The organism is Streptomyces sp. NPDC002838, assembly GCF_040295365.1.
Lineage (GTDB): Bacteria > Actinomycetota > Actinomycetes > Streptomycetales > Streptomycetaceae > Streptomyces.
Genome location: NZ_JBEOVF010000009.1, coordinates 154,079 through 179,519, shown reverse-complemented (window position 1 = coordinate 179,519; position 25,441 = coordinate 154,079). Strand labels below are relative to the sequence as shown.

At 72.7% G+C, this 25,441-nt stretch carries 17 protein-coding genes and 1 pseudogene; 8 read left to right on the top strand and 10 right to left on the bottom strand.

Annotated elements, in window-relative coordinates; genetic code table 11:
• Nucleotides 1–35 precede the first annotated feature (35 nt).
• Nucleotides 36–957, top strand: a pseudogene (locus ABT063_RS15000) (helix-turn-helix transcriptional regulator).
• Nucleotides 958–1,377: 420 nt separating this feature from the next.
• Here the strand turns inward: ABT063_RS15000 and ABT063_RS14995 are convergent.
• On the bottom strand, nt 1,378–3,330 hold the full coding sequence (locus ABT063_RS14995; protein ID WP_351057806.1) for an ABC transporter ATP-binding protein: 1,953 nt from the start codon (nt 3,328–3,330) through the stop codon (nt 1,378–1,380).
• Nucleotides 3,331–3,486: 156 nt separating this feature from the next.
• Between ABT063_RS14995 and ABT063_RS14990 the strand changes: the two genes are divergently transcribed.
• Nucleotides 3,487–4,461, top strand: a complete 975-nt coding sequence (locus tag ABT063_RS14990; RefSeq protein ID WP_502990813.1) for a lysylphosphatidylglycerol synthase transmembrane domain-containing protein — start codon at nt 3,487–3,489, stop codon at nt 4,459–4,461.
• A gap of 23 nt (nt 4,462–4,484) precedes the next feature.
• Here the strand turns inward: ABT063_RS14990 and ABT063_RS14985 are convergent, their stop codons facing one another.
• The 5 genes from ABT063_RS14985 to ABT063_RS14965 form a co-directional block, all read right to left on the bottom strand.
• A complete protein-coding gene (locus tag ABT063_RS14985) occupies nt 4,485–5,711 on the bottom strand; it encodes an NAD(P)/FAD-dependent oxidoreductase (protein ID WP_351057710.1) in 1,227 nt (408 codons plus the stop codon).
• The gene (locus ABT063_RS14980; RefSeq protein ID WP_351057709.1) at nt 5,708–7,165 is read right to left on the bottom strand and encodes an FAD-dependent oxidoreductase; all 1,458 of its coding nucleotides are present in this window, start codon (nt 7,163–7,165) and stop codon (nt 5,708–5,710) included. Before ABT063_RS14980 ends, ABT063_RS14985 begins: the two co-directional genes overlap by 4 nt.
• Nucleotides 7,162–8,601: an FGGY family carbohydrate kinase gene (locus ABT063_RS14975; RefSeq protein WP_351057707.1), complete on the bottom strand. Its 1,440-nt coding sequence runs from the start codon at nt 8,599–8,601 to the stop codon at nt 7,162–7,164. The genes ABT063_RS14980 and ABT063_RS14975 overlap by 4 nt, the downstream gene beginning before the upstream one ends.
• Nucleotides 8,602–8,922: 321 nt before the next feature.
• Nucleotides 8,923–9,657 carry an NADPH-dependent F420 reductase gene (locus ABT063_RS14970; protein WP_351057706.1) on the bottom strand — a complete coding sequence of 245 codons (735 nt, stop codon included), beginning with the start codon at nt 9,655–9,657 and terminating at the stop codon, nt 8,923–8,925.
• Nucleotides 9,658–9,803: 146 nt separating this feature from the next.
• Nucleotides 9,804–10,400, bottom strand: coding sequence for a TetR/AcrR family transcriptional regulator (locus ABT063_RS14965; protein ID WP_351057705.1), 597 nt, complete (start codon nt 10,398–10,400; stop codon nt 9,804–9,806).
• Nucleotides 10,401–10,755: 355 nt separating this feature from the next.
• Here ABT063_RS14965 and ABT063_RS14960 point away from each other — a divergent pair, with 355 nt between their 5' ends.
• The 5 genes from ABT063_RS14960 (at nt 10,756) to ABT063_RS14940 (ending at nt 18,123) form a co-directional block, all read left to right on the top strand.
• A complete protein-coding gene (locus tag ABT063_RS14960) occupies nt 10,756–11,751 on the top strand; it encodes a hypothetical protein (RefSeq protein WP_351057704.1) in 996 nt (331 codons plus the stop codon).
• 54 nt (nt 11,752–11,805) lie between these two features.
• Nucleotides 11,806–13,335 carry an amino acid permease gene (locus tag ABT063_RS14955; RefSeq protein WP_351057703.1) on the top strand — a complete coding sequence of 510 codons (1,530 nt, stop codon included), beginning with the start codon at nt 11,806–11,808 and terminating at the stop codon, nt 13,333–13,335.
• Nucleotides 13,336–13,552: 217 nt separating this feature from the next.
• Nucleotides 13,553–14,629: a mechanosensitive ion channel family protein gene (locus ABT063_RS14950; protein WP_502990815.1), complete on the top strand. Its 1,077-nt coding sequence runs from the start codon at nt 13,553–13,555 to the stop codon at nt 14,627–14,629.
• 86 nt (nt 14,630–14,715) lie between these two features.
• Nucleotides 14,716–16,935 (top strand): NADP-dependent isocitrate dehydrogenase, encoded by a 2,220-nt coding sequence (locus ABT063_RS14945; protein WP_351057701.1) that lies wholly within the window; start codon nt 14,716–14,718, stop codon nt 16,933–16,935.
• Nucleotides 16,936–17,325: 390 nt separating this feature from the next.
• Entirely contained in the window at nt 17,326–18,123 is a 798-nt protein-coding gene (locus tag ABT063_RS14940) for an N-formylglutamate amidohydrolase (RefSeq protein WP_351057700.1), read from the top strand.
• Nucleotides 18,124–18,184: 61 nt separating this feature from the next.
• On the opposite strand, the gene ABT063_RS14935 is transcribed toward ABT063_RS14940, so the two are convergent.
• From ABT063_RS14935 to ABT063_RS14925, 3 genes are read right to left on the bottom strand one after another with little or no spacing between them, the layout of a single operon-like run.
• On the bottom strand, nt 18,185–18,691 hold the full coding sequence (locus ABT063_RS14935; protein ID WP_351057803.1) for a hypothetical protein: 507 nt from the start codon (nt 18,689–18,691) through the stop codon (nt 18,185–18,187).
• 14 nt (nt 18,692–18,705) lie between these two features.
• Entirely contained in the window at nt 18,706–19,281 is a 576-nt protein-coding gene (locus ABT063_RS14930; protein WP_351057699.1) for an RNA polymerase sigma factor, read from the bottom strand.
• Nucleotides 19,282–19,340: 59 nt separating this feature from the next.
• The gene (locus ABT063_RS14925) at nt 19,341–20,759 is read right to left on the bottom strand and encodes a S8/S53 family peptidase (protein ID WP_351057697.1); all 1,419 of its coding nucleotides are present in this window, start codon (nt 20,757–20,759) and stop codon (nt 19,341–19,343) included.
• 148 nt (nt 20,760–20,907) lie between these two features.
• Between ABT063_RS14925 and ABT063_RS14920 the strand changes: the two genes are divergently transcribed.
• A complete protein-coding gene (locus ABT063_RS14920) occupies nt 20,908–23,475 on the top strand; it encodes a CHAT domain-containing protein (RefSeq protein WP_351057802.1) in 2,568 nt (855 codons plus the stop codon).
• An 83-nt stretch (nt 23,476–23,558) separates the two neighbouring features.
• Here the strand turns inward: ABT063_RS14920 and ABT063_RS14915 are convergent, their stop codons facing one another.
• Entirely contained in the window at nt 23,559–25,343 is a 1,785-nt protein-coding gene (locus ABT063_RS14915; RefSeq protein ID WP_351057696.1) for a LuxR family transcriptional regulator AbsR2, read from the bottom strand.
• Nucleotides 25,344–25,441 lie beyond the last annotated feature (98 nt).

Below are 25,441 nucleotides of genomic sequence, written 5' to 3'. Positions count from 1 at the left end.
CACCTCTTGACCGCGATCGGTGGGAAGCTCCCGCCATGTTGGAAACCTCGGCCCGGTTGCTGGGTCTGCTCGGGCTGATCGGGGGCGTGGGCGGGGGCTACCAGTTGGGCGCCGGTGCCTCATTGCCGCCCCTGCTGCTCGACGACGAGAAGGCGGTCGCCGTCGCGGTGGGGCTGCGTACGGCGGCGTCGGGTGCGGTCACGGGGCATCACGGAGACGTCCGTGCGGGCGCTGGCGAAGCTCGACCAGGTGCTGCCGTCCAGGCTGCGCCACCAGATCAACACGCTCAGCTCCGCGGTGGTCACCGTGCCCGTGCCGGGCCGCACGATCGACGCGTCGGCGCTGAGCGCGATCGCCTCGGCCGTGCGCGACCGCGAACGGCTCCGGTTCGACTACGTCTCGTACGACGGGGAGCGCTCCGTGCGCGACGTGGAGCCCTACCGGCTCGTCCACGACGCGCGGCGCTGGTACCTCTTCGCGTGGGACACCCAGCGGGAGGACTGGCGCAGATTCCGCGTCGACCGACTGGAGCTGCGGATCCCCACCGGGCCCCGCTTCACCCCGCGCCCCCTGCCCGCCGAGGACCTCGTCAGCTATCTGGCGGCGGGCCGCACCACCGCCCAGTACCGCTACCGGGCCGTGCTGACGATGCGCGGCTCGGCGGTGGAGGTCGCCGACGAAGTGCCGACCACGCTGGCCACGATCGAGCCCCTCGATGACGAGTCGTGCCTGCTGCGCATCGGATCGGACAGCCTGGACCATCTGGCCGTGTGGGTGGCCGCGTTCGGTTTCGACTTCGTGGTGCACGAGCCCGAGGAGCTGGTGGAACGGCTGCGCGTCCTGACGGACCGGCTGCGCCGGGCGGCCTGGCCCGAGAGCGACGAGTGGGCAAGGAACGCCCGCGACGCCGCAGCGAGACGGCGGTCTTCGCGTGCTCGGTCGGGTCGCGGGAGGTGAACGGGGCCACGGACCACCGCGGTCAGAGGCTGCCCGCGACCCGGGCTGGGTGGGCCGGACGGGGGACCCTTGGAGCGCCAGTCGCTGGCGCGGCGCACGGACCTGTCCGCCCCTGCCGTCGGTGAGACTCGGCCCCGCGGGGCTCCGGGGCGGGTGCTCCGAAGTCTTCGCGGGCCGCGGCCGCTCTCGGCGAACCGCAGGCCGAAGTTCACCCCCCGCCCCGGGTTCCGATGCCGGCACCTGCGGGTGTCCGGCACCGGAACCATCCGGCGTGCTCCCCGCGAGCCATGGTGCCTGTTCGGCAGCAGGCCGCGCATTGCCGCTTTCCGGCAATGTTCATCGGGGTCTGCATGCCGGTCGACGTCAAGGAACCGTCATCGGCACAGGCCGCCGAAGCCGGCCACGGGCTGCGCGCCCTGGTCAGCGCACGCCTGACCGCCGCTCGCACGGCCTGGCCGCCACCGCCGCGATCTTCGTCACCTCACCCGTGACCTTCGCCTGACCCGGCATCTCCCCGGGCCGCTGCGCGAACTGCGTCCGGTACAGCTGCGCGTACCGTCCGCCGAGGGCCAGCAGTTCCTCGTGCGTGCCGCGTTCCACGATGCGGCCGGACTCGACCACCAGGATCAGGTCCGCCGCGCGGACCGTGGACAGCCGGTGTGCGATCACGATCGCCGTCCGGCCCTGCAGGGCCTCGGTGAGCGCCTCCTGGACGGCGGCCTCCGAGGTGTTGTCCAGGTGGGCGGTGGCCTCGTCAAGGATGACGACGCGCTGGCGGGCCAGCAGCAGGCGGGCGATGGTCATGCGCTGGCGTTCGCCGCCGGAGAGCCGGTAGCCGCGCTCGCCGACCACGGTGTCGAGGCCGTCGGGCAGGGACCGTACGAGATCGTCCAGGCGGGAGCGGCGCAGGGCGTCCCACAGGTCGTCCTCGGTCGCGGTGGGGCGGGCCAGGAGGAGGTTCGCGCGGACGGTGTCGTGGAAGAGGTGGCCGTCCTGGGTGACCATGCCGAGGGTGCCGCGCAGTGAGTCGGCGCTCAGATCGCGGACGTCGACGCCGCCGACGCGGACGGCGCCCTCGTCGACGTCGTACAGCCGCGGCAGCAGCTGCGCGACCGTCGACTTGCCGGCGCCGGACGAGCCGACGAGCGCGACGGTCTGGCCGGGTTCGGCGCGGAAGGAGACGCCGTGCAGGACCTCGGCGCCGCCCCGCGTGTCGAGGGACGCCACCTCCTCCAGGGAGGCCAGGGAGACCTTGTCGGCGGACGGGTAGCCGAAGCGGACGTGGTCGAACTCGACGGAGACCGGGCCGTCGGGGACCTCGCGGGCGTCCGGTTTCTCCTCGATGAGCGGTTCGAGGTCCAGCACCTCGAATACCCGCTCGAAGCTGACCAGGGCGCTCATCACCTCGACGCGGGCGCCGGCGAGGGCGGTCAGCGGGGCGTACAGGCGGGTCAGGAGCAGTGCCAGGGCCACGACCGCGCCCGGGTCCAGGGTGCCGCGCAGGGCGAACCAGCCGCCCAGGCCGTAGACCAGGGCCAGCGCGAGGGCCGACACCAGGGTGAGGGCGGTGATGAACACGGACTGGGCCACGGCCGTGCGTACGCCGATGTCCCGCACGCGGCGGGCGCGGGCCGCGAACTCCTCGGACTCCTCCTCCGGGCGGCCGAAGAGCTTGACCAGGGTGGCGCCGGGGGCGGAGAAACGCTCGGTCATCCGGGTGCCCATCGCCGCGTTCAGCGCCGCCGCCTCCCGCTGCATACGGGCCATCCGGCTGCCCATGCGCCGGGCCGGGATCACGAACACCGGCAGCAGCACCAGCGCGAGCAGGGTGATCTGCCAGGAGAGCGTGAGCATGACGGCGAGGGTGAGGACCAGGGTGACCAGGTTGCTGACCACTCCGGACAGGGTGTTGCTGAAGGCCCGCTGGGCGCCGATGACGTCGTTGTTGAGACGGGAGACGAGCGCTCCCGTACGAGTACGTGTGAAGAACGCGACCGGCATGCGCTGCACATGATCGAACACCGCTGTCCGCAGGTCGAGGATGAGCTCCTCGCCGAGCGACGCCGACAGCCGTCTGCCGAGGATGCCGAGGGCCGCCTCCGCGACCGCGATGAGCGCGATGAGCAGGGCCAGCCGTACGACCGTGCTCTCGTCGCCGCCCGACACGATCGCGTTCACGACTCGTCCGGCGAGGACGGGGGTGGCGACGGCGAGCAGCGCGGTCGCCACGCCGAGCGCCACGAAGTACGCGATGCGGCGGCGGTGCGGGCGGGCGAACGCGCCGATGCGGCGCAGTGTGGCGCGGGCGAAGGGGCGGCTGTCCTGCTCTGCGTTCATGACGCTGTGCAGCTGGGTCCAGGCTGTGGTCTCCATGCTCATGGGAAGGACCGTAGAACCTCAAGCAATATTGAGGTCAACTGTGACGTCACCCTCGAGGTCGACTCCGAAAAGGACCCGATGACCGTACGTAAGCCCCTGGCCCCGCTTCCGCAACCCGCAGTTGGCGCGGGCTGGGAAGCCTCTGCCGGTGTGACAGCGGTACAACTCCCCGAGCGACGAGTCCCCCGTCGCGTCCCGATCCGCCGGATACGCCAGGTCCTGTGTCTGCTTCCGCTCGTGCTCGTCGCCGTGGTCGCGGTACGGCACCGGCCCGTGCTCGCCGAGGGCTTTCGCCACCTCGCACACGCCCAGTGGCCATGGCTGGTGGCCGCGGCCGGCGCCACGTGTCTGACCTGGGTGGCCGCCGCCGTCACCCGGCAGGGTGCCGTCGTGGAGCCGCTGCCCAAACGGCGGCTGCTGGCCACGCAGTTCGCGGCGGGCGCGGCCAACCACCTGCTGCCGACGGGTCTGGGCGCGGGTGCGGTCAACCTGCGGTTCATGACGGTGTGCGGGCTGCCGCTGGCCCGCTCCTCCGCCGCGCTCGCGCTGTATCTGCTGGCGGAGTCGATCGGCCGGCTGGGCCTGCTGGCCGTGCTGTTGATCGCCTTCCCGCACGCGCTGCAGATCGGCACGCTCCTGCCCGACGGAGCGGTCGGCCCGCTGCTGTGGGGGCTCGGCGTGGCCCTGGCCGTCGCCGCGGGCGCGCTGGCGCTCGTACGCCGACTGCGGACGGCGGTGTCCTCCTTCCTGCGGACCGCGCTGAGCGAGGCACGTTCGGTGCACACCCGCCCGTCCCGGGCGCTCGCCCTGTGGGGCGGTTCGCTCGCCTTCCCCGCGTTGCAGGCCGCCGGACTGGTTCTGGTCGGGCGGGCGCTGGGGCTGTCCGTGCCGCCGGCGCACATGGCGCTCGCCTATCTGGCGGCGACGGTCGCCGTCGCGCTCGTGCCCACACCGGGTGGGCTCGGTTCGGTCGAGACCGCGCTGGTCGTGGCACTGGTGGCGGCTGGCGGCCCGGTGGCCGTGGCCACGGCCGTGGTCCTCGCCTACCGGATCATCACCGTGTGGCTCCCGCTGGTGCCGGGGGCGTTGACGCTCGGCGCGCTGGTGCGTCTGAAGGTGATCTGAGCCGCCGACAGCCCGACCGGTACTCAGCTGATCGTCACCCGTACCGGCCCGCCCTTCGGATCCACCCTCCCGGTCCAGCGTGCCGTCAGGGTCAGGGTGCGGTTCGGCAGGGCCGTGGGCGTCCACAGGCGCTCCCGGTGCAGGAGGCGGCCGCTCTGGGTGACCCGTAGGACAGGGCGCGGCAGCGGGGTGGCCGTGCGCAGGACGTACGGCAGGCGGTCGCCCGGGGTGACGCGGTTCGGGGCGATCCAGCGCAGGGGCCGCTCCACGAGCAGGGGGGCGCTGTCGGGCCGCGGTTCGGCTCCGGCGAGCGTCTCCAGGACGGCGCCGGCGGTGTGGACGCCCTCCCGGGCCGCCGTCGCCGCACTCTCCACGGGGTGCAGCACGCTGCCGACGGCGAACACGCCGGGACGGGAGGTGTGCAGCGAGCCGTCGACGGCCGGTCCGCGGGTGCCGGCGTCGAGGGTGAGTCCGCCGCGCCGGGCGAGTTCGTGGTCAGGCACGAAGTCGCCGGTGAACACGACGGTGTCGCAGGGCAGCGTGGCCGTCCGGCCGTCGTGGTGCCGTACGCGCACGCCCGACAGCCGCCCGTGGCCGACGAGTTCGGTGACCGTGGTGCCGGTGAGGAGCGGGACGCCCCGGCGGAGGCGGGTGTCGAGGGTGCGCGCGGGTGCGGTCTGGGCGCGGGGCAAGTCGGTGGTCATGGCGACGATCGTGGCTCCGGCGGCCCGTACGGTGTCGGCGGCCCTGTACGAGACGTCCTCCGCCCCGACCACCACCGCCCGGGTGCCGATGCGCTGCCGGTACAGATGCACGGACTGCTGCAGTTCGCCCGTGGTGTACACCCCGGCCGGGCGGGTGCCGGGCACCAGCCGTGCGGCGCGGGGTCGTTCGCGCGCTCCGGTGGCCAGGACGACGGCCCGTGCGCCGATCGTCTCCGGTCCGTGCGGGCCGACCGTGCGCAGCGAGAGGGGGCCGGCCCAGTCGAGGGCGGTCACCCCGGTGCGTACGACCGCTCCGGCGCGCGCGGCGGCGGTGACGAGCAGGCGGGCGTACGCGGGGCCGGTCAGCGGGTGCAGCCAGGTGCCGTACCCGCCGTGCGCGCAGTGCCGTGGCACTCCCCCGGCCTCCTGTTCCCGGTCCAGCACCTCGACCCGGCCCACGCCGGCGGCGGCCAGGCGCGCGGCGGCGGCAAGCCCCGCGGGGCCTGCTCCGACGACGAGGACGTCGACCTCGCGTGCCGCCCTCATGCCCGACGCCTCTCGACCGGTTCCGACACGGCCGCACCACCGGCCCCCTCGAACAGCGCCCGCACCGCCGCCCCGCAGTAGAACCCCTGGCAGCGCCCCGCCCGGGCCCTGGTCCGGCGGCGCAGTCCGTCGAGGCCGGCCGGCGGGATCGTACTGGCGAGGGCGTCCCGGATCTCCCCGCGCGAGACGCGCTCGCAGTGGCAGACGAGGGCACCGTACTCGGGGTCGGCGGCGATGAGTTCGGGCCGCTGGTACGGGCGCGGGAAGGCCTCACCGAGGTTGGGCATGGGCACGGCCTCCAGCTCCCGCGCCGGGCCCGCGTCCAACCCTGCTTCGGCGAGCAGCCCCGTCACGTGCTCGGCGACGGCGAGGGACGCCGTCAGGCCGGTGGAGCGGATGCCGCCGACGGTGACGTACGCCTGCTCGGGGTGGGCCGAGATGCGGTAGTCGTCCTGCCCGGTGGCGGCGCGCAGGCCCGCGTAGACGGCGGTGACCTCCTCGTCGAGCAGGCCGGGGAGGATACGGCGGCCCTTCTCGCGCAGCAGGGCCAGGCCGTCGGCGGTGGAGCCGGTGGCCCGTTTGTCGTCCAGGTCCTCGGCGGTGGGGCCGAGCAGGACGTTGCCGTAGACGGTGGGGGCGACCAGGACGCCCTTGCCGAGGGCCGTGGGGACGGGCAGGAGGATGTGGCGGACGAGATCGCGGGCGAGCTTGTCGAAGACGAGGAGCTGGCCCCGGCGCGGGGTGACGGAGAAGTCGCGGTGGCCGAGATGCCGGTCGAGCGTGTCGGCGTACAGGCCGGCCGCGTTCACCAGCCAGCGGGCGCGCAGGGTGCCCCGGCCGGTGGCGAGGACGTGCGTGCCGTCCTGCCGACTCACCCGCTCCACAGGGGAGTTGAGGTGGAGGTCGACTCCGTGGCGGACGGCCTGCGTGGCGTACGCCAGGGTCGTCGTCCAGGGGCAGATGACGCCCTCGCCGGGCACGTGCAGGGCGGCGAGCGCGCCCGGGCCGAGGCGGGGCTCGCGCTCGTACAGTTCGGCGGGCCCGATCAGGCGCGTGGCGTGGTGGTCGTTGCGCTCGGCCTTCTCCGCCAGGCGGGGCAGCGCGGCGAGTTGTTCCTCGTCCCAGGCGACGAGGAGCGCGCCGACCTCCTCGACCGGGATGCCCGACTCGGCGGCGTACGCGCCCAGCAGCCGCGCGCCCTCGCGGACCAACCGGGCCTCCAGGGAACCGGGCACCGCGTCGAAACCGGTGTGGAGAATCGCGGTGTTGGCCTTCGAGGTGCCCTGGCCGACGTCGTCCTGCGCCTCGACGAGGGCGACGCGCAGCCGGGGGTGGCGGGCCAGGGCCCGGGCGATCGCCGAGCCGACGACTCCGGCGCCGACCACCGCCACGTCGTACGTCACGGAAGGCAGCGCCCCTCGACGAGTGACCGCCGTCCGCGCGTCGTCCGTCATCCGGGCGTCCCGTCGAGCAGCGCGGTCACGGCGGCCCGGAAGACACCCAGGCGTTCGGCGGCCTCGTCGGCCGGGATGCGCGGCTCGTACACGGCGGCGGGCTTCCAGTCGGGGAGCGCGTCGGCGACGCTCAGGCCGGGTTCGGTGCCGAGCCGGGCCAGGGCGCCCACGCCGAGCGCGGTCGCGTCGGGCAGCGCGGACACCTCGACGGGGCGTTGCAGCAGGTCGGCCTGGGTCTGCATGAGCAGGGCCGAGCGGGTCAGGCCGCCGTCGACGCGCAGCACGTCCAGGGGTGAGTCGAGGTCCGTCGCCGCGGCGTCGGCGAGTTCCACCACCTGGGCGGCCAGGCCCTCGCACAGGGCGCGCACCAGGTGGCCGGCGGTGGTGTCCAGGCCGAGCCCGGTGAGCGAGCCGCGCAGGTCGCCGCGCCACCAGGGGGCGGCGAGCCCGGCGAGAGCCGGGACGAAGGTGACTCCGCCGCTGTCGGGCACGGTGCCGCCGACGGTGTCGAGGTCGGCGGCGCCCTGGATGACGCCGAGGTCGGTGAGCCAGCGGACGGCGGAGGCGGCGGTGTACACCTGGCCGTCGAGGCAGTAGGCGGTACGTCCGGCGAGCCGCCAGGCGACGCAGCTGACCAGCCCGGAGGTGCCACGTCTCGGCGTGTCGCCGGTGTGGGCGAGGAGGAACGCGCCGGTGCCGTAAGTGCACTTGGCGCCGCCGGGTGCGGTGATGCGCTGGGCCAGCAGGGCGGCCTGCTGGTCGACGACCAGCCCGGTGAGCGGGATCTCGGCGCCGAAGGCGGTGGTGGTGCCGACGGCGGCGGCGTTGTCGACGACCTCCGGGAGGCGTTCACCGGACAGGCCGTACAGGTCGAGGGCGCGCGGCGACCACTCGGCGCGGTCGAGGTCGAGGAGCTGGGTGCGCCCGGCGGTGGCGGCGTCGGTGACGTAGGCGCCTGTGAGGCGGTGGACGAGCCAGGCGTCGCTGGTGGTGACGACTCCGTCGGCGGTGCGGTGCCGTCGTATCCAGGCCATCTTGGGGGCGGCGAAGTACGGGTCGAGCGGCAGACCGGTCAGGTGCCGCAACTCGTCGGCGTGCTCGGCCAGTTCGGCACACACGCTCTCGGCCCGGCGGTCCTGCCAGACCAGCGCGTCGGTGAGCGGGCGGCCGGTCGCCGGATCCCAGGCGAGCACGGTCTCACCCTGGTTGGCCAGGCCCAGCGCGACGACGGGTTCCCGCGCCGCGGCCAGGGCGAGCGTCCCGGCCTCGACCACCGAGTCGTACAGCTCGGTGGGGCCGACCTCCACCAGGCCGCCGGGCAGGTGGCGGGGCTGTACGGCGGCGAAACCGGTGCCGATGACACCGCGTTCGGGGCAGACCACCAGGGCCTTGGTGCCGGACGTGCCCTGGTCGACGGCGAGCACCGGACCTGTCATCACGTCCCTCCCCTAGTGATCACCGCCAGACAGCCTGCCGTCGCCGCCCGCACCGCGTCAAGCGGCCCCGACCAGGGGCGACGACACTTCCGTTCGCCGGCCGATCGCCAGTCAACCGTGAGGGGTGTGCCGTCATTGCTCTGCTCCGGACCGCTCAGCGGCTCAGGCGGACGCCCCTTCGGCCGGGTGCTTGCAGGCAGGGTCGCGCCGAAGCTGCAGGCCGCAGCACGGGTGGGGCTGTGCGCTCTTCGTGTCCGTGACGTGCCGCCGAGACCGCAACCCTCGTGTCGTCCCGTGCACGAGCGCGGCGGCGTCGGTTGGTCAGCGGTGGAGGGAGCGGTTGAGTTCGACGATCTCGTCCAGTGTGGGGGTGGACGTGAAGGCGGCGAGGCGCTCCATCATGCGGTCACGGTTGTGTGGGGCCTCGGCCCGGTCGGCCGCCTCCAGGGCCGGCTCCAGGTCCTCCAGACCCAGCTCGGTGCAGTAGGCGGGGCTCATCGGCTGCTGGCGCCAGGAGTCGGCCAGCACCCCGGCGTCGTAGGGATCGAAGCCGCTCTCATCCACGAGGCGCATGCCCACACGCCGTGCCTCGTCCGAGTCGGCGGCAACCGGGATCGCGATGCGACCCAAAGTTCCCGTCGGAACGCCCTTGGTCTGCAAGGTGCCTGCCAGGACGGCGTTCCACGCCTTGACGACGGGCCGCCCCAACTGCTCGGCAACCCACAGGCTTTCCACCTGGCCGTTGTCCACGGCCTCGATGGCGCCGTTGAGCTGGGGGAAGTAGTTGGACGTGTCGATGACCACGGTCTCGCCTGGCACGGAGGCGAAGAGAGCCGCCACCGTCGGGATCCGCCCGAAGGGAACGGACAGGATGACCACGTCCTTGCCCTGCACGGCATCGGCCGCCGTCGCCGCACGCGCCCCGAACTCCAGCGCGTCGGCATCGACGGTCTCGGGGCCCCGGGAGTTCGCCACCTGGACGTCGTGTCCACCCGCGCTGAACCTGCGCGCCAGCGTCTTTCCGATCGACCCCGTACCGATAACACCAATTCCCATGATTTGTCCCTACATATGTTGCGCTCACATGTTGCGCCACCCAGAGGTGGCGCAATGTGATGACGATGCGGATGAGGCCGCCGCCGGGACTCCCCCCACGGCTCGCAGGGGTCCCGGCAGCCGACTATGAGGGAGCGGCCGGTGGTCTACGCCTCGTCGTCCCGCTCGCGGTATCCGCTCTCAACGAGTGCGCGGAGACGGCCGAGCGACTCCTCGTCGGTGGCGCCGGTGCCCCTGATCCAGGCAACGGAAATGGCCGCGAGGAACAGGTCGTACCCCTTCACCGAGGCGCGCACGTGCCCCGCCAGCTGCGCGGCCCGCACGTATTCATCGGTGGTGGCGATGAGAGTGTCACAGGGAAGGGTCAGCGGGTTGCCCGGCTCCTGCTCCCTGACCGCAGCCATGAGCGGTTCCGGCAGTCCACTGAAAGCGCTGAAGTACTCCTCCATCGCCCGCAACCACTGCCGCAGCGCCTCGGAGGTGTCCGAGAGCTGCGCGATGCCCGCCCGGCGCGCCACCAGTTCCTCGGAGCGCGTCTGCAACACGGCCGCCAGCAACGCCTCCCGGGTGGGGAAGTGCCGGTACAACGTGCCCGGGCCCACGCCCGCCTCCTTGGCCACCGCCTCCAGGGAAGTGCCGACGCCAAATCTCAGGAAGTGGCGCTGCGCCGCTTCCAGGAGGGCCGCACGGTTGCGCTGGACGTCCGCACGGGGTCGACGCCCCTGCTGCCCCCTTGCGCTCATACGCCCTCCCGCCTCATACAATCCTGCGGTTCCGGCAAACGGAGGCTGCCTCCGCACGAGGTCGAGCATAAAACGGAGGCAACATCCGGTCAATCCGCACCCACTCCCCCACCGACGGCGGGACTGGAAGCGCCACTGGCCATCTATCGATCGAGGTCACACACTGGCCGATCACCAGTCAACTCACTCCGATCACAAAGAAGTTGGAAATGATCCGGGAACCGGAGGTGAAGCGGAATCCGCGCCTCTATAGTGACCGCCAGCCCACGCGATCTCCTCAACCGCCGCCCAGAGGAGGGCTGTTGTTACTCCACCTCGCCGTCCCGCACGACCCGCACCAAGAGGCGGGCTGCTGATGGCCAGAGCAGGAGCACGCCCCGTCTACGACCCCGCCGGCCACGACGCCGAACTGCGCGCGGCGCTCCAGGAGGTGCGCGCCGGGCGCTGGATGTCGATGCGCAGCCTGCTGGAGCGGACCACGGTCTGGTGGCAGTGGACGCAGCGCACCCAGGTGCTGGCCGCGGCGGCCGCCGGTACCGACGTGGTGCGGGCCTGGCTCGCCGAGGAGCCGCACAGCGTTCCGGCCGCGGTGATGCGGGCCCGGGTCGCCGTGGAGCGCGCGCTGCGGGCACGCCGTGAGCGGCACCGCCGTACGCACGAACTGTGGATCGAGGCCTGGGACGTGAGCGAGGCCGCCGCCCGGGCCGCACCGGAGGATCCGGTGCCCTGGGTGTGTCTGCTGGCGCTCGCCCAGCTGGACCACGGGCAGCGCTGGGACGAGCACCGGGCGCCTCCGCCGGATCCGATGCTGCCGCCCGGCCCGTGGGGCCTGCTGGCCGAGGCCGACAAGCGGGACCCGCACAACCGCGAGGCCCACCACCGCATGCTGCAGTTCCTGTACGCGCAGGCGACCTCGGGGCGGCCGGCCGAGGCGGCCGGCTACGCGTACTGGGTGTCGGCCTCCGCCCCGCCGGGCTCACCGCTGCACACCCTGCCGCTCTACGTACGCGTCGAGCGTTACCGGCGCGGCGACGGACACTCCGCCTCCCTCGATCTGCACTGGGTGGCCGAGGACGCCACCCGCGAGGCGCGCCGGGCGTACGACGTCTGGTTCGAGCACTCCCGCCCCGCCGAACGCTCCCCGCTCGACCTCAACCACCTGGCCCACGCCCTGTGGGGAGCGCTGCGGTTCGAGGAAGCGGCCCGGGTGTTCGAGGCGATCGGGCCGTACTACACGCCCCTGCCCTGGGCCTACCGCAGCGCCGACCCGGGCGACCGCTCCCGGGCCGTACGGATCTTCCGCCAGGCCCGTGCGCGCAGCCGGTCGGCGGGCGGCGGCCCCGACGCCTGACACTGCCCTGTCCTGTTCGCCCGACCTCGTCCCGTTTTCATCGGAGGTTTCCGCATGTCCCCCAGCCCCGATCCCGTGACATCCCCGGGAGTGCCGCAGCAGGACGAGGAGAAGCGCCTGCGCGAACTCGGTTACCGGCCGGTGCTGGCCCGCCGTATGGGCGGCTTCGGCAACTTCGCGATCAGCTTCTCGGTGATCTCGATCCTGTCCGGCTGCATGACCCTGTACGGCTTCGGCATGGGCGCGGGCGGCCCGGCCGTGATGCTGTGGGGCTGGGCGGGCGTCGGTCTGTTCGTGCTGTGCGTGGGACTCGCGCTGGCCGAGGTCACCAGCGCGTATCCGACGTCCGGCGCCCTGTACTACATGGCCGACCGGCTCGGCGGGCGCCGCTGGGGCTGGTACACGGGCTGGCTGAACCTGCTCGGTCTGCTCGGCGCGATCGCCGGCATCGACTACGGGGCCGCCCTGTTCACCGGCGCGTTCATGAACCTCCAGTGGGGCTTCGAGCCCACGCCCGGCAAGACGATGATCATCTTCTGCGTGATCCTGCTGCTGCACGCCGTGCTCAACCTGTTCGGCGTCCGGCTGGTGAGCCTGCTCAACTCGATCAGCGTGTGGTGGCACCTGGCCGGTGTCGCGCTCATCGTCGGGACGCTGGCGATCGTCCCCGACCACCACCAGTCCCCGTCCTTCGTCTTCACCGAGTTCGTCAACGACACCGGCTGGGACAACCCCCTCTACGTGGCCGCGATCGGACTGCTGCTCGCGCAGTACACGTTCTCCGGCTACGACGCCTCGGCGCACCTGTCCGAGGAGACCTCCAACGCCTCGGTGTCGGCGGCACGGGGCATCGTGCGCTCCATCTGGGTGTCGTGGCTCGCGGGCTTCGTGCTGCTGGCGGGTCTCACCTTCGCCATCCAGGACTACGACGCCACGCTGGCCAGCGAGACGGGTGTGCCGCCCGCTCAGATCCTGCTCGACGGGCTGGGCACGGACGGGGCGAGCGCGCTGATGCTCGTGGTGATCGTGGCCCAACTGTTCTGCGGCAACGCCGAGGTGGCCGCGGCCAGCCGGATGGTGTTCGCGTTCAGCCGGGACAAGGCCCTGCCGGGCTCCGCACTGTGGCGCAAGGTCAGCGACCGCACCCAGACCCCGGTCGCGGCCGTCTGGCTGTCGGTGGCGGTCGCCTGCGTGCTCGCTCTGCCGTCCCTGTACTCGGCTACGGCGTACGGGGCGGTCACCGCCATCAACGTCATCGGCATCACGCCCGCGTACGCCATTCCCGTGCTGTTGCGACTGCGCGCGGGGGACCGTTTCCAGCCAGGTCCGTGGAACCTGGGCAAGTGGAGCAAGCCGATCGGCTGGACAGCAGTGGTGTGGGTGGCGTGTGTGACGGTCCTGTTCTGCCTGCCCCAGTCGTCGCCGGTGACGGTGGACACGATGAACTACGCGTCCGTCGCCCTGGCTGTCGTCCTGGTCCTGGCCACGGTGTGGTGGTTCGTCGCCCGTCGTTCGTACGGAACGCCCACGACGGCCGCGTACTCCGACCGGGAGCAGGCCGAACTGGCCGAGGGCATCGTCTGAAACACCGCGATCCGGCGCCGGTCCAGGTACGAACCCATGTACCGGATACGGCAGGATGAGCGGTTGCGCCGACCAGAGGGGGGCCTCCTGGCCGGCGCGACCTCTCGTCTCGGAATCGAACAGGTGACAACGTGACGCAACTTCACATCCGGCCGTCGGCGACCGCCTTCGCCGCGCTTCTTCTTCCCAGAGGTGACCGGTGAAGCGAGATCTCACCATGGACGACCTGGTCATCGCCGGGATCGCCGTGCTCGCGGGCCTGTTGGCCGCGTTCCTGCTCCGCATGCTGCTGCGCTGGCTGGGCAAGCACGCCGACCGCACCCGCTGGAGCGGCGACGACGTCATCGTGGCCGCCCTGCGGACGATGGTGCCGGCGGCGGCGATCGCGGGCGGTGCGGCCGCCGCGGCGGCGGTGCTGCCGCTGACCGCGACGGTCCAGCACAACATCAACCAGGTCCTGACCGTGCTGCTGATCTTCGTCGCGACGGTGGCGGCCGCCCGGGTCGTCGCGGGTCTGGTGCGGACGGTCACCCAGTCCCGCTCCGGGGTCGCCGGGTCGGCCACGATCTTCGTCAACATCACCCGGGTGCTGGTCCTGGCGATCGGCTTCCTGGTGGTGCTCCAGACGCTGGGCATCTCCATAGCGCCCCTGCTCACCGCTCTGGGTGTCGGCGGTCTGGCGGTCGCCCTGGCCCTCCAGGACACCCTCGCGAACCTCTTCGCGGGCATCCACATCCTCGCCTCCAAGACCGTCCAGCCCGGCGACTACATCCGGCTGAGCAGCGGCGAGGAGGGCTACGTCGAGGACATCAACTGGCGCCAGACGACGGTCCGCTCGCTCTCCAACAACCTGGTCGTCATCCCCAACGGGGAGCTCGCCAAGACGAACATGACCAACTTCATGCGTCCCGAGCAGCAGCTGACCATCCTGGTCCAGGCGGGGGTCGCCTACGACAGCGATCTGGACCAGGTCGAGCGGGTCACCTGCGAGGTCGTCGCCGAGGTGATGACCGAGATCACCGGCGCGGTCCCGGAGCACGAGCCGCTGGTCCGCTTCCACACCTTCGGCGACTCGCGGATCGGCTTCACGGTGATCCTGGGCGTGGGCGAGTTCAGCGACCAGTACCGGATCAAGCACGAGTTCATCAAGCGCCTGCACAGGCGCTACCGCACCGAGGGCATCCGGATTCCGGCGCCGGCGCGGACGGTGGCGTTGCAGCAGGGTGCCGTGATGATCCCGCAGCAGCGGGGCGTCGAGGAGGCGGAGGGGGTGCCGTCGGGCCGCTTCGACTGACCCATGTAAGGACCCCTGTCGAGTCGGGGCCGGTCAGGAGATATCTTGATGTCGAGCAATGTTGCAGACGTGGAGCGGAGCACCCGGTGACTGACTCGACCATCATCTATACGCACACTGACGAGGCCCCGGCCCTGGCGACGTATTCCTTCCTGCCGGTGGTCCAGGCGTATGCCTCGCAGGCGGGTGTCGCCGTGGAGACGCGCGACATCTCGCTGGCCGGGCGCATCATCGCGCTGTTCCCGGAGTACCTGGAGGAGGGACAGCGCATCCCGGACGCCCTCGCGGAGCTCGGCGAGCTGGCCAAGACGCCCGAGGCCAACATCATCAAGCTGCCGAACATCTCGGCGTCGATCCCGCAGCTCAAGGCCGCGATCGCCGAGCTGCAGAGCCAGGGCTACGCGCTGCCGAACTACCCGGACGATCCGAAGACCGACGAGGAGCGGGACATCCGGGCCCGCTACGACAAGGTCAAGGGCTCCGCGGTCAACCCGGTTCTGCGTGAGGGCAACTCCGACCGCCGCGCCCCCGCGTCGGTCAAGAACTACGCCAAGACCCACCCGCACCGCATGGGCGCCTGGACCCCTCAGTCCAAGACCAACGTGGCCACCATGGGCGTCGACGACTTCCGCTCCACCGAGAAGTCCGCGGTCATCGCCGAGGACGGTGCCCTGCGCATCGAGCTCGTGGGCGACGACGGCACGACCACCGTGCTGCGCGAGTCGGTACCCGTTCTCAAGGACGAGGTCGTCGACGCCTCCGTCATGCACGTCGCGCCGCTGCGCGAGTTCCTCACCGCGCAGATCGCCAAGGCCAAGGCCGACGGCGTGCTGTTCTCCGTGCACCTCAAGGCCACGATGATGAAGGTCTCCGACCCGATCATCTTCGGTCACGTGGTGCGCGCCTTCTTCCCGAAGACGTTCGCGAAGTACGGCGAGACCCTCGCCGCGGCCGGTCTGACCCCGAACGACGGTCTGGGCGGCATCTACAAGGGCCTGGAGTCCCTGCCGGAGGGCGCCGAGATCAAGGCCTCCTTCGACGCCGAGCTCGCCGAGGGCCCGGACCTGGCGATGGTCGACTCCGACAAGGGCATCACCAATCTGCACGTGCCGTCCGACGTGATCGTGGACGCCTCGATGCCGGCCATGATCCGCACCTCCGGCCACATGTGGGGCCCGGACGGCCAGGAGGCCGACACCCTGGCTGTTCTGCCGGACTCCAGCTACTCCGGCGTCTACCAGGCCGTGATCGACGACTGCCGCGCCCACGGCGCCTACGACCCGTCGACGATGGGCTCGGTCCCGAACGTCGGCCTCATGGCGCAGAAGGCCGAGGAGTACGGCAGCCACGACAAGACGTTCGAGATCCCGACCACGGGCACGGTCCGCCTGGTCGACCAGAACGGCAACGCCGTCATCGAGCAGACGGTCTCCGCCGGTGACATCTTCCGCGCCTGCCAGACCAAGGACGCCCCGATCAAGGACTGGGTGAAGCTGGCCGTCACCCGGGCCCGCGCCACCGGCGACCCGGCGGTGTTCTGGCTCGACGAGACCCGCGCGCACGACGCCAACCTGATCGCCAAGGTCAAGGCGTACCTGCCGGAGCACGACACCGAGGGCCTGGACATCCGGATCCTGAACCCGGTCGAGGCCACGAAGCTGTCGGTGGAGCGCATCCGCCGCGGCGAGAACACGATCTCGGTGACCGGCAACGTCCTCCGCGACTACCTGACCGACCTGTTCCCGATCCTGGAGCTGGGCACCAGCGCCAAGATGCTGTCGGTGGTCCCGCTGATGGCGGGCGGCGGTCTGTTCGAGACGGGCGCCGGCGGCTCCGCGCCGAAGCACGTGCAGCAGCTGGTCAAGGAGAACTACCTGCGCTGGGACTCCCTCGGCGAGTTCTTCGCGCTGGTGCCGTCCCTGGAGCAGTACGCCGACTTCACCGGCAACTCCCGCGCGAAGGTCCTCGCCGACACCCTCGACCGCGCCACGGCGACCTTCCTCAACGAGGACAAGTCCCCGACCCGTCGCGTCGGCGGCATCGACAACCGCGGCAGCCACTTCTACCTGTCCCTGTACTGGGCGCAGGAGCTGGCCCAGCAGACCGACGACGCGGACCTGGCGAAGGCCTTCGCCCCGCTCGCCGAGACGCTCTCCGCGAACGAGCAGAAGATCGTCGACGAGCTGAACGCCGTCCAGGGCAAGCCGGCCGACATCGGCGGCTACTACCAGCCCGACCCGGCCAAGGCCGCCAAGATCATGCGCCCGTCGACCACGTGGAACGAGGCGCTGACGTCTCTGAGCTGACGCGGTAGGCCTCGCGGCCGCGCCTGATTCCGTGACTCCGCCCCGGTCGGCATGTGCCCGGCCGGGGCGGAGCGGTTTCCGGTCGCTCGCGCAACCAGGGCCTGTCCGGCGGATCAGGTCGCAGGAAATCGGCGGCGACCCATCAACGCAGGTGAGCGGGGTCTGGTGCGTGCAGCTGCAAGGCGGAGGAGGGCGTCGACGCGATGGGGGTCCCCCGCGCGAGCGCATTCGAGCGTGGGGGAGTCGGCGACCGACGGCAACGCCGCAGGTGGACGTGCCAGACCCCCTGCATCTGCGGCATGATCCGCCGGACAGGCCCTAGGCCGGACCCGGTTCGACAGGGCACTTGATCACGTATCACACCACTGACAACGCCCCGGGAGCAGCTTCATGACCCCAGCCGCACCGTCCTTCGAGCTCCTCGCCGGCGCGGACCGCTCCCCCGTGATCCTTCATGTGCCGCACTCCGCGCGGGAGATACCGGCGTCGGTGCGCGGCGGCATCGTGCTGGACGACGAGGGGCTGGAGCGGGAGCTGGACCACATCACCGACGCTCATACCGCTGAGCTCGCCGCCGAAGCCGTCGGGCTGTCGGCGGTCGCTCCCTGGCGGTTCGTCAACCGGCTGTCCAGGCTGGTCGTCGATCCGGAGCGGTTTCCGGACGAACGGGAGGAGATGCTCGCGGTGGGGATGGGCGCCGTGTACACGCGGACCACTCACCGCGCGGCGCTGCGGCCCGCCGACGCCGATCCCGAGCCGCTGATCGAGCGGTACTTCCGGCCGTACGCGCGGGCCATGACGGACGCCGTGGCCGAGCGGCTCGCCGTCGCCGGGCGGGCCGTGGTCGTCGATGTGCACTCCTATCCCACCGCCGCGCTGCCCTACGAACTGCACGGCGAGGGGCCGCGGCCGCCCGTCTGTCTGGGCACCGACTCCTTCCACACCCCGCCAGCGCTGCTCGCCGCGGCGCGGGCGGCGTTCGCAGGGTGCGGGGAGATCGGGCTCGACAGTCCGTTCAGCGGGACGTACGTACCGCTCGACTTCTACGGCAAGGAGCCCCGCGTCTTGGCCCTGATGGTGGAGATCCGCCGGGACACGTACATGACCGAGCCGGGCGGGCCCGCCGGGCCGGGCCTCGGGCGCCTCGCGGCGGCGCTCGCCACCCTCGTCGACGCCGTGACCGGCTGACCGCGCCGGACCTGGCGGGGACCGGCCCCGGGCTGCGGCTCGCGGTCCCCGCCGGGGCAGGTCAGGCCCGCAGCCACTCCGTGACCACTACCTCCCCGCCGGCCCGCAACCGCAGGGCGAAGGGGCCGGTGGGAGCCTCCTCGGAGGTGAAGCGGCCCATCGCGTCGGCCATGAGCGGCAGGCTCGTCTGCGGGCCGCCGAGCACCTCGATGCGGGCCGGCTGCGGGGGCAGCACCTGTCCCATCAGGCCCTGCGCGGTCACTTCGACGTCGACGGTCACGTCCCCGGTGTGGAAGGTCAGCATCCGGGGCGGGTCCGTCGCTCCTCTCACCGGGATCGCGTCGACCAGCGAGTCGAAGGTCAGCTCGGCGATCCGGGCGTCGAGATCGTGCAGGGCGTAGGCCTCCACGGCGATCTGGCGCAGTGCGGGCGGCACCGGGTCCAGGATGCCGGCCGCCTGGCGCAGCTCCCCCAGCAGGCCGTCGTCGAGTTCCGCGCCGGTTCCGTCGTCGAACTCCTCGTCGCCGATGCCTTCTTCGGCGAACGGGTCGTCGTTCAGGTCGAACATGTCGCTCATGTCGTTCACAGCGCTCCCCGTGCGTCGAGTCGGGCCCGGAGGCGGCGCAGACAGCGCTGGCGCAGCGGCCCGATGCTGCCCACCGCGATACCCAGCGCGGCGGACACGTCCTGGTAGCTGGGCGGCGGCGAGGCCATCAGCACGCGCAGCAACTGCCTGCACCGCTCGCCGAGTTCCTCGAACTCCTGCCACACGCGGCGGATCCGCTCGGTCTCGGCGGCCGCCTCCTCCGAGTCCAGGAACGACTGCTCGGGCGTACGGTCCTCGCTGACCCGGTCCAGGACGTGCGGATCGTCCGTCGGCGTCGTCCGCCTCAAGTTCTTGAGCACCTTCAGGCACTCGTGCCGTGCGGTGCTCGCCAGCCACGATCCGGCCTTCTGCGGTTCGCGGATCCGCCCCAGGTGCTGGGCGAAGCGGAACCACACCGTCTGGTACACCTCGTGCGCGTCGGCGTCGGAGAGCCGGTGCGCCCGCACCACGGACCACACCAGTGGGCTCAGCCCCTCCACCAGCGCCTTCCAGGCCGCCGCGTCACCGTCGACGGCGGACTGGACGAGTGCGCCGACATCTGTACGGTCCACGGCCCCACCCCTCGTGTACGGCAAGTCATCGTACGCCGTGGAGGGGGCGGTTCCGGCCTTCATGCGCCGACGGAGCGCTGCACGACCGGGACCGGGCGCCAGGTGGGCGGGCGCAGCGCCGGTACGTGCGCCCCGCGCACCTCCGCCAGCTCGGTGTTCGCGGCGAGCAGTTGCTGCCGGGCGGCGCGCGGGTCGGTCTCCTTGTGCGCGACCATGTGGGCGGCGATCATCCCGGCGACCACGGGGGTGGCGAAGGAGGTGCCGCTCCAGTGCGCGAACCCCTCGAACATCACCTGGTCGGGCTTGGTGGCGGCGTTCGCCTCGCTCAACACGCCGGTGTGGCGGGGCGACTGGCAGGTGCACTGGTAGGTGAAGCCGTACCGGCAGGCGTCGTACGTGGAGTGCTGGTACACGTACGGGACCGGCACGTCGAAGCCGGTGAGGGCGCTGGTCAGGCGCTCGCCGGGCGCGTAGGCCCGCACCCAGGGGCCGTGGTTGCTGAAGCAGGCGCCGAACTCGCCGTCGCCGCGCAGCGCGCCGACCGACAGCACGACGTTCTCGTAGTCGGGCAGCGAGGCGTATGCGGCGGGCCAGAAGGGAGTGGCGCTGGCGTTGTTGCCGGCCGCGGCGACCAACAGGGTCCGCTGGGTGCGCAGTTCCCGCATGAAGGCGTCCACGCCGAGCAGACCGTCGGTACGGCCGTTGGAGGTGCCGGCGGAGAGGCTGATGACGTCGGGCCAGCCGTTCTGGTCGACGGCCTCGAAGAGCTTCTCCCCGAACTCGGACTCCAGGATGGCGCCGGCGTCGGTCAGGGTGTTGCGGACGGTGACGTTCGTGTTGGGCGCGACCGCGGCGACGAGCCCGGCGATGAACGTGCCGTGGCCGATGTACTGCAGGAGGTTGCCCTGGCTGTCGGTCTCGGTGCCGTGGAGGTCGCCCTGGACGTGGGCGAGCAGCGCGGCGGACGCGTAGTCGTGGGTGAGTCCGTTGTCGATGACGAGGACGCCGACAGCGGTGTCCCGGTCGTAGCCGGCCTCGGCCGGGGCCGGGTTGGTGCCCTGGGTGGGCGGGGCGGGCACGGGCTCGTCGCCGGGGCAGGAGTTGACCGCGATCGACACCACGTGATTGCGGCTGACCAGGCGGCGTCCGGCGCGTCCCTCGTGCTCGCGCAGGGCGCGCAGGGCGTGCGCGACGGCCGGTTCGCCCTCGCCGGGGTCGCCGACCTGGATGCGGGTGATGCCCGAGCGGTTGGTCTCCGGGCTCGCCCGGCGCACGTAGTCGGGCGTCAGGCCGGGTGCCTCGGTGAAGCGGGTGCGCACGGTGTCCTCGACGAGCCGCGCCTCCTCGCCGTCGCGGGCGAGGACCACGCCCTTCTCGTAGATGAACTCAGCCGCGTCGTCGGGTCCCATGGCCAGGGAGACGTCGGGCATCGAACGCTGGATCTGGTCGAACTGCTCGTGGAATCGCTGAGGTGCCATGGCGTGTCCTCCCGTTGAGGCGATGGTCGTCAGTCAGAGCGGCGTGACCGGCGATTGATACAGCGCCAAACCTGTTTCGGGTGCGTCCGGGGCCACTACCATCCATGAGGTGACAGCGGGAAGCGACTCGGTTCTCGAACTGCTGCCGATGGTGTTCGCCGCCCCGAACGAGGCGCTGGCGAGGGCGGAAGAGGTGCTCGACGCCGATCCTCCACTGCTGCATGCCTCCGTCGCCCACCAGGTGATCGGGATCTGGCAGCGGGACTGGGGCGACCTCAGGCTCGCGCTGCACCATCTGCGCCGCGCCCGCGATCTGGCGGCGCGCGCGGAGTCGGCCGACCGGGAGGCGGACGTCCTGGCCGCCCTCGGTGTGGCGCTGGTGCACGCGGGACGCACCCGGCAGGGCCTGGAGGCGCTGGAGCGGGGTGTCGCGGTGAGCGGCGGGCACACCCGCGCGCGGGTGCTGTACCGCCGGGCCTACGCCTCGTGGGTGCTGGGCCGTCACCGGGAGGCGCTGGACGACGTGCGCCGGTCGATCCCCGTGCTGCGGCAGGTGGACGACGTCATCTGGACGGCGCGTGCGCTGACCCTGCGCGCGACCGTGCATCTCGCGCTCGGCGCGGTGGACCGCGCGGACGCCGACTTCACCGCGGCCGAGGCGCTGTGGGACACCACGGGCCAGGAGCACGACAAGGCCGACGCGGTGGAGAGCCGGGGCCTTGCCGCGTTCCGGTCGGGGGACGTGCCTGCCGCGCTGCGGCTCCTTGACGAGGCCGAGGAGCGGTACGCCAAGCTGGGGACGCCGACGTTCATGCTGAACATCCGGCGCTGCGAGGTCCTGATGGCCGCCGGGCTCGCCCCGGAGGCGCTGGCCGAGGCGGACGCGGCGATCGCCGTCCTCGACGGTATCGGCGGGCAGTCCACCCGCAAGGCGGAACTGCTGCTGGCCGCCGCGCGGGCGGCCCGGCTGGTGGGCGATCCGCATACGGCGATCGCGCGCGCGGACATGGCCGTACGGCTGTTCGCCGGGCAGCGGCGCACCTGGTGGGAGACGCACGCCCGGCTGGTGCTGATCGAGGCCCGGGTCGCCGCCGGGCGCGGCTCCGGACGACTGGTCGCGGACGCCGCCGCGGTGGCCGAACGGCTGGCCGCCTTCGGTGCGCCGGCCGCGCCGGAGGCCTCGCTGCTCGCCGGCCGGATGGCGCTCGGCCTGGGCTGGACGGCGGACGCGGAGCGGCACCTGGCCGTCGCCGCGCGCAGCAGGCACAGCGGGCCGCCGCTGGCCCGGATGACCGGCTGGGCGGCCCAGGCGCTGCGGGCCCGGGCGGCCGGTTCCGGCCGGGGTGTCCTGGAGGCCTGCCGGCGTGGCCTGGACGTGCTCGACGACCACCGGATGACGCTCGGCGCCTCGGAGCTGCGGGCCCGGGCCACCGCGCAGGGCGCGGAGCTCGCCGCGCTGGCCCAGCGGGCCAGTCTCGACTCGGGCGGGCCTCGGCGGCTGCTGAGGTGGAGCGAGCGCTGGCGGGCGACCGTCCTGTCCGCGCCGCCGACCCGGCCGCCCGCCGACGCGGCGCTGCTCGGTGACCTCACCGCGTTCCGCGAGATCGCCGCCCGCGCGGAGGAGGCCCGCAGGGACGGCCGCTCGGTTCCGGCCCTGGAGCGCGAACAGCGGCGGCTCGAGCGGGAGATCCGCTCCCGGACCCTGCACATGCGCGGCGACGCGCCCGGCGACGGAGACCGGTTCGACCCTGCCCGGTTGCTGGAACGGTTGGGTGACGGCGTGCGGCTGGTGGAGCTGGCCGTGCTCGACGGGCGTGTGCACGTGCTGCTGTGCGGGCAGGGGCGGGTGCGGCGGTTCGAGGCGGGGCTGCTCGCCGAGGCGGAGACCGAGGCCGAGCATGTGCAGGCCGGGCTGCGGCGGCTGGCCCATCCGGGGGCGGAGGCAAGGCTTCCGGTGGTGGAGGCGGCGGGCCGTCGGCTGGAGGAGCTGCTGCTCGGTCCGGCGGCGGCGCAGTTGGGCTCCGGGCCGGTCGTGGTGGTGCCGCCGGGCCGGCTGCACCGGGTGCCGTGGGCGCTCCTGCCCTCGCTGCGGGACCGGGTGTTCAGCGTGTCGCCGTCGGCGAGCAGCTGGCTGCGGGCCCGGGAGACGGCGCCGCCGCCCGGCGGACGGCAGGTGCTGGTGCGCGGCCCGGGGCTGGCGACGGGCGGCGCGGAGGTGTCCGAACTGGCCGACCGGTACGGCGGTTCGATCGTGCTGGAGCACGAAGAGGCACGTGTTCCACGGGTGTTGGAGGAGCTCGACGGCTCGGCTCTGGCCCACATCGCCGCGCACGGCACGTTCCGCGCGGACAGCCCGCTGTTCTCGTCGCTGCGGATGGCCGACGGCCCGCTCATCGTCCACGACTTCGAGCGCCTGGACCGCAGCCCGTACCGGATCATCCTGTCCTGCTGCGACACCGCCCGGTTCGCGTCCGTCGGCGCCGACGAGCTGCTCGGCCTGGTCACCGCGCTGCTGCCGCTGGGCACGGCCGGGGTGGTGGCGTGCAGCGCACCCGTCAACGACGCGGCGGTGGTGCCGCTGATGCTCGCGCTGCACAAGGGGCTGAGCGCCGGTCTGTCCCTGGCGGAGGCGCTGCGCGACGCGCGGGCCACACTGCCGGGCGACGCGACGCACCAGGCGACGGGGTGGGCGTTCTCGGCGTTCGGCGCGGCCTGACCCACCCGTGCCCTTGACGTCGGGGGGCGGCCTGACCCCTCCCCCGATCACGGGGGTCAGACCGCCGGTCCAATGGGCGCAGTTCAGGCCGACTGCGCTGCCGGCAGTTCCACCAGCCACGGCAGGGCGCCGCGGTCACTCGCGCCGAGCCGGGCGTAGGCGCTGTAGAGGTGGTTGCCGACGGTACGGATCGACAGGGTGAGCTTCTCCGCGATCTGCCGGTTGCTGAGGCCGGCGGCCGCGAGGGTCACGATCTGCCGCTGCCTGGCGGTCAGTTCGCCCAGGACCAGCCCGGACAGTGCCGGGGTGCGGGCGCCCTGGCAGCGTCGGGCGAGTGCGACGGCGCGGGTGCGTGAGGTGCGGGCGGCACGCGGGTCGCGGTGTGCCCGTACGGCCTGGGCGTGCGCCTCGGCCGCGAAGAGCAGGAAGCCGCGCTCCTCCAGCCGTACGGCGGCCCGGTCCAGGGCCGGTCCGTCGCCGCGGGCGAGCGCGTCGGCGTGGGCGGCGAAGACGCCGGTCAGAAGGCCGAGGGCCCGCTCGGGTGCGCCGAGGCGGACGGCGTCGTAGGGATCGATCGTCTCCACGGCTCCGTCGAGGTCGCCGCGGGCGGCCGCCTGCCAGGCCGCCGTCCCGTCCCCGAGGCCCTCCTGGGACAGCTCGCCCGACTGGGCTACGGCCAGGGCGAGTTCGGCGCGGCAGGACCGGTCGTCGGACGCGCCCAGCAGCCCCTCCCTCGCCCAGGCGGCCGCCTCCCGCAGTTCCCCCCGCAGCCGTGAGAACCGCGCTCGTACGGCCGCGTAGCCGGCCGGCACCGGTGCGCCCTCCGCCACCAGCCACTCCCCCACGGGCGCGGGAATCGTCCGTACGTCGGCGCTCTCGATCCCCCGTGTCAGCGTGGCCGCCTCCGTCTCCAGGGCGGCTGTGCAGCTGTCCGGCGTGCGGGCCAGTCGCCTGGCCCGCAGCCGTCCGGCGGCGGCCCGCAGCACCGGGCCGTGCAGGGGGTGGGCGAGGCGGACGGTGCCGTGGTCGTCGACGTGGACCAGGTCGTCGGCCTCCAGGCGTTCGAGGCTCATCAGGTGGAGGTCGTCCAGAGGCAGCGGCAGGGGCTCGGCGAAGGCCAGTCGTTCGAGGGTCTCGCTCTCCTCGGGGCAGCCGCGGTCGAGGACGGGCGCGCTGCGTTCGCGTACGGTCGCGGTCATCGGCACCGGGCCGCGCCACGCCCACTCGTCCGTGCCCGGCACCCGGGTGAGCAGCCCGCCCTCGCGCACCGCGCCCACGAGGTCGCGCAGCAGCCGCAGGTCCCCCTGGCACAGGCGGTACAGCCGGTCGACGGTGAGCGGCTCCAGGCCGCCGGCGGCGCCCGCCGTCAGCAGGTGGGCCGTCTCCTCTTGGGGCAGCGGCTCCAGGGCGAGGCGCGGCAGCAGTTCCCCGGTCCACAGCCGGGAGATCGCGCCGGGCGCCGGGGCGCCGTCGGTGGCGACGACGAGCAGGCGGGTGCGTCCGTGCACGGCAAGTTGGTGGACCAGGCCGGCCGAGGCGTCGTCGAGCAGATGGGCGTCGTCGACCAGCAACAGCCGGGTCCCGGACAGCAGCTGGACCGCGCGGTGCAGCGAGACGTTCTCGGGCAGGAGGTGCGCGAACGCGGCGAAGGGGATCTGCCGGGTCTCGGGGGTTCCGGCCACCTTGGCGCAGTCGGACCCGCGGACGGCCTCCGTCACGAGGCGGGTCCTGCCGCTGCCGGCCGGGCCGGTCACCACGATGCCGCTGCGTGCGGAGGTCACGGACCGGCGGACCAGTTCCAGTTCGTCGTCCCGGCCGGTGAAGGGCCAGGGCAGCTCCAGGGTCTTCGCGCCCCGTTCCAAAGTCATCACGGAAGCTAGAGCCGCCGTACTCAAGCCTGATACAGGGTGACTTGAGTAGGCCCCGACTCAGGCGCTCCCGGGACGGTCGACGGCATGCTCATCGC

Excerpts from the sequence above, each read along its gene's own strand:
- ABT063_RS14925 (WP_351057697.1), bottom strand. The coding sequence starts at position 20,759 with ATGGCACCTCAGCGATTCCACGAGCAGTTCGACCAGATCCAGCGTTCG.
- ABT063_RS14960 (WP_351057704.1), top strand. The coding sequence starts at position 10,756 with ATGGCCAGAGCAGGAGCACGCCCCGTCTACGACCCCGCCGGCCACGAC.
- ABT063_RS14995 (WP_351057806.1), bottom strand. The coding sequence starts at position 3,330 with ATGGAGACCACAGCCTGGACCCAGCTGCACAGCGTCATGAACGCAGAG.
- ABT063_RS14920 (WP_351057802.1), top strand. The coding sequence starts at position 20,908 with ATGGTGTTCGCCGCCCCGAACGAGGCGCTGGCGAGGGCGGAAGAGGTG.
- ABT063_RS14980 (WP_351057709.1), bottom strand. The coding sequence starts at position 7,165 with ATGACGGACGACGCGCGGACGGCGGTCACTCGTCGAGGGGCGCTGCCT.
- ABT063_RS14915 (WP_351057696.1), bottom strand. The coding sequence starts at position 25,343 with ATGACTTTGGAACGGGGCGCGAAGACCCTGGAGCTGCCCTGGCCCTTC.
- ABT063_RS14955 (WP_351057703.1), top strand. The coding sequence starts at position 11,806 with ATGTCCCCCAGCCCCGATCCCGTGACATCCCCGGGAGTGCCGCAGCAG.
- ABT063_RS14985 (WP_351057710.1), bottom strand. The coding sequence starts at position 5,711 with ATGAGGGCGGCACGCGAGGTCGACGTCCTCGTCGTCGGAGCAGGCCCC.
- ABT063_RS14975 (WP_351057707.1), bottom strand. The coding sequence starts at position 8,601 with ATGACAGGTCCGGTGCTCGCCGTCGACCAGGGCACGTCCGGCACCAAG.
- ABT063_RS14940 (WP_351057700.1), top strand. The coding sequence starts at position 17,326 with ATGACCCCAGCCGCACCGTCCTTCGAGCTCCTCGCCGGCGCGGACCGC.
- ABT063_RS14965 (WP_351057705.1), bottom strand. The coding sequence starts at position 10,400 with ATGAGCGCAAGGGGGCAGCAGGGGCGTCGACCCCGTGCGGACGTCCAG.
- ABT063_RS14950 (WP_502990815.1), top strand. The coding sequence starts at position 13,553 with ATGGACGACCTGGTCATCGCCGGGATCGCCGTGCTCGCGGGCCTGTTG.
- ABT063_RS14935 (WP_351057803.1), bottom strand. The coding sequence starts at position 18,691 with ATGTTCGACCTGAACGACGACCCGTTCGCCGAAGAAGGCATCGGCGAC.
- ABT063_RS14970 (WP_351057706.1), bottom strand. The coding sequence starts at position 9,657 with ATGGGAATTGGTGTTATCGGTACGGGGTCGATCGGAAAGACGCTGGCG.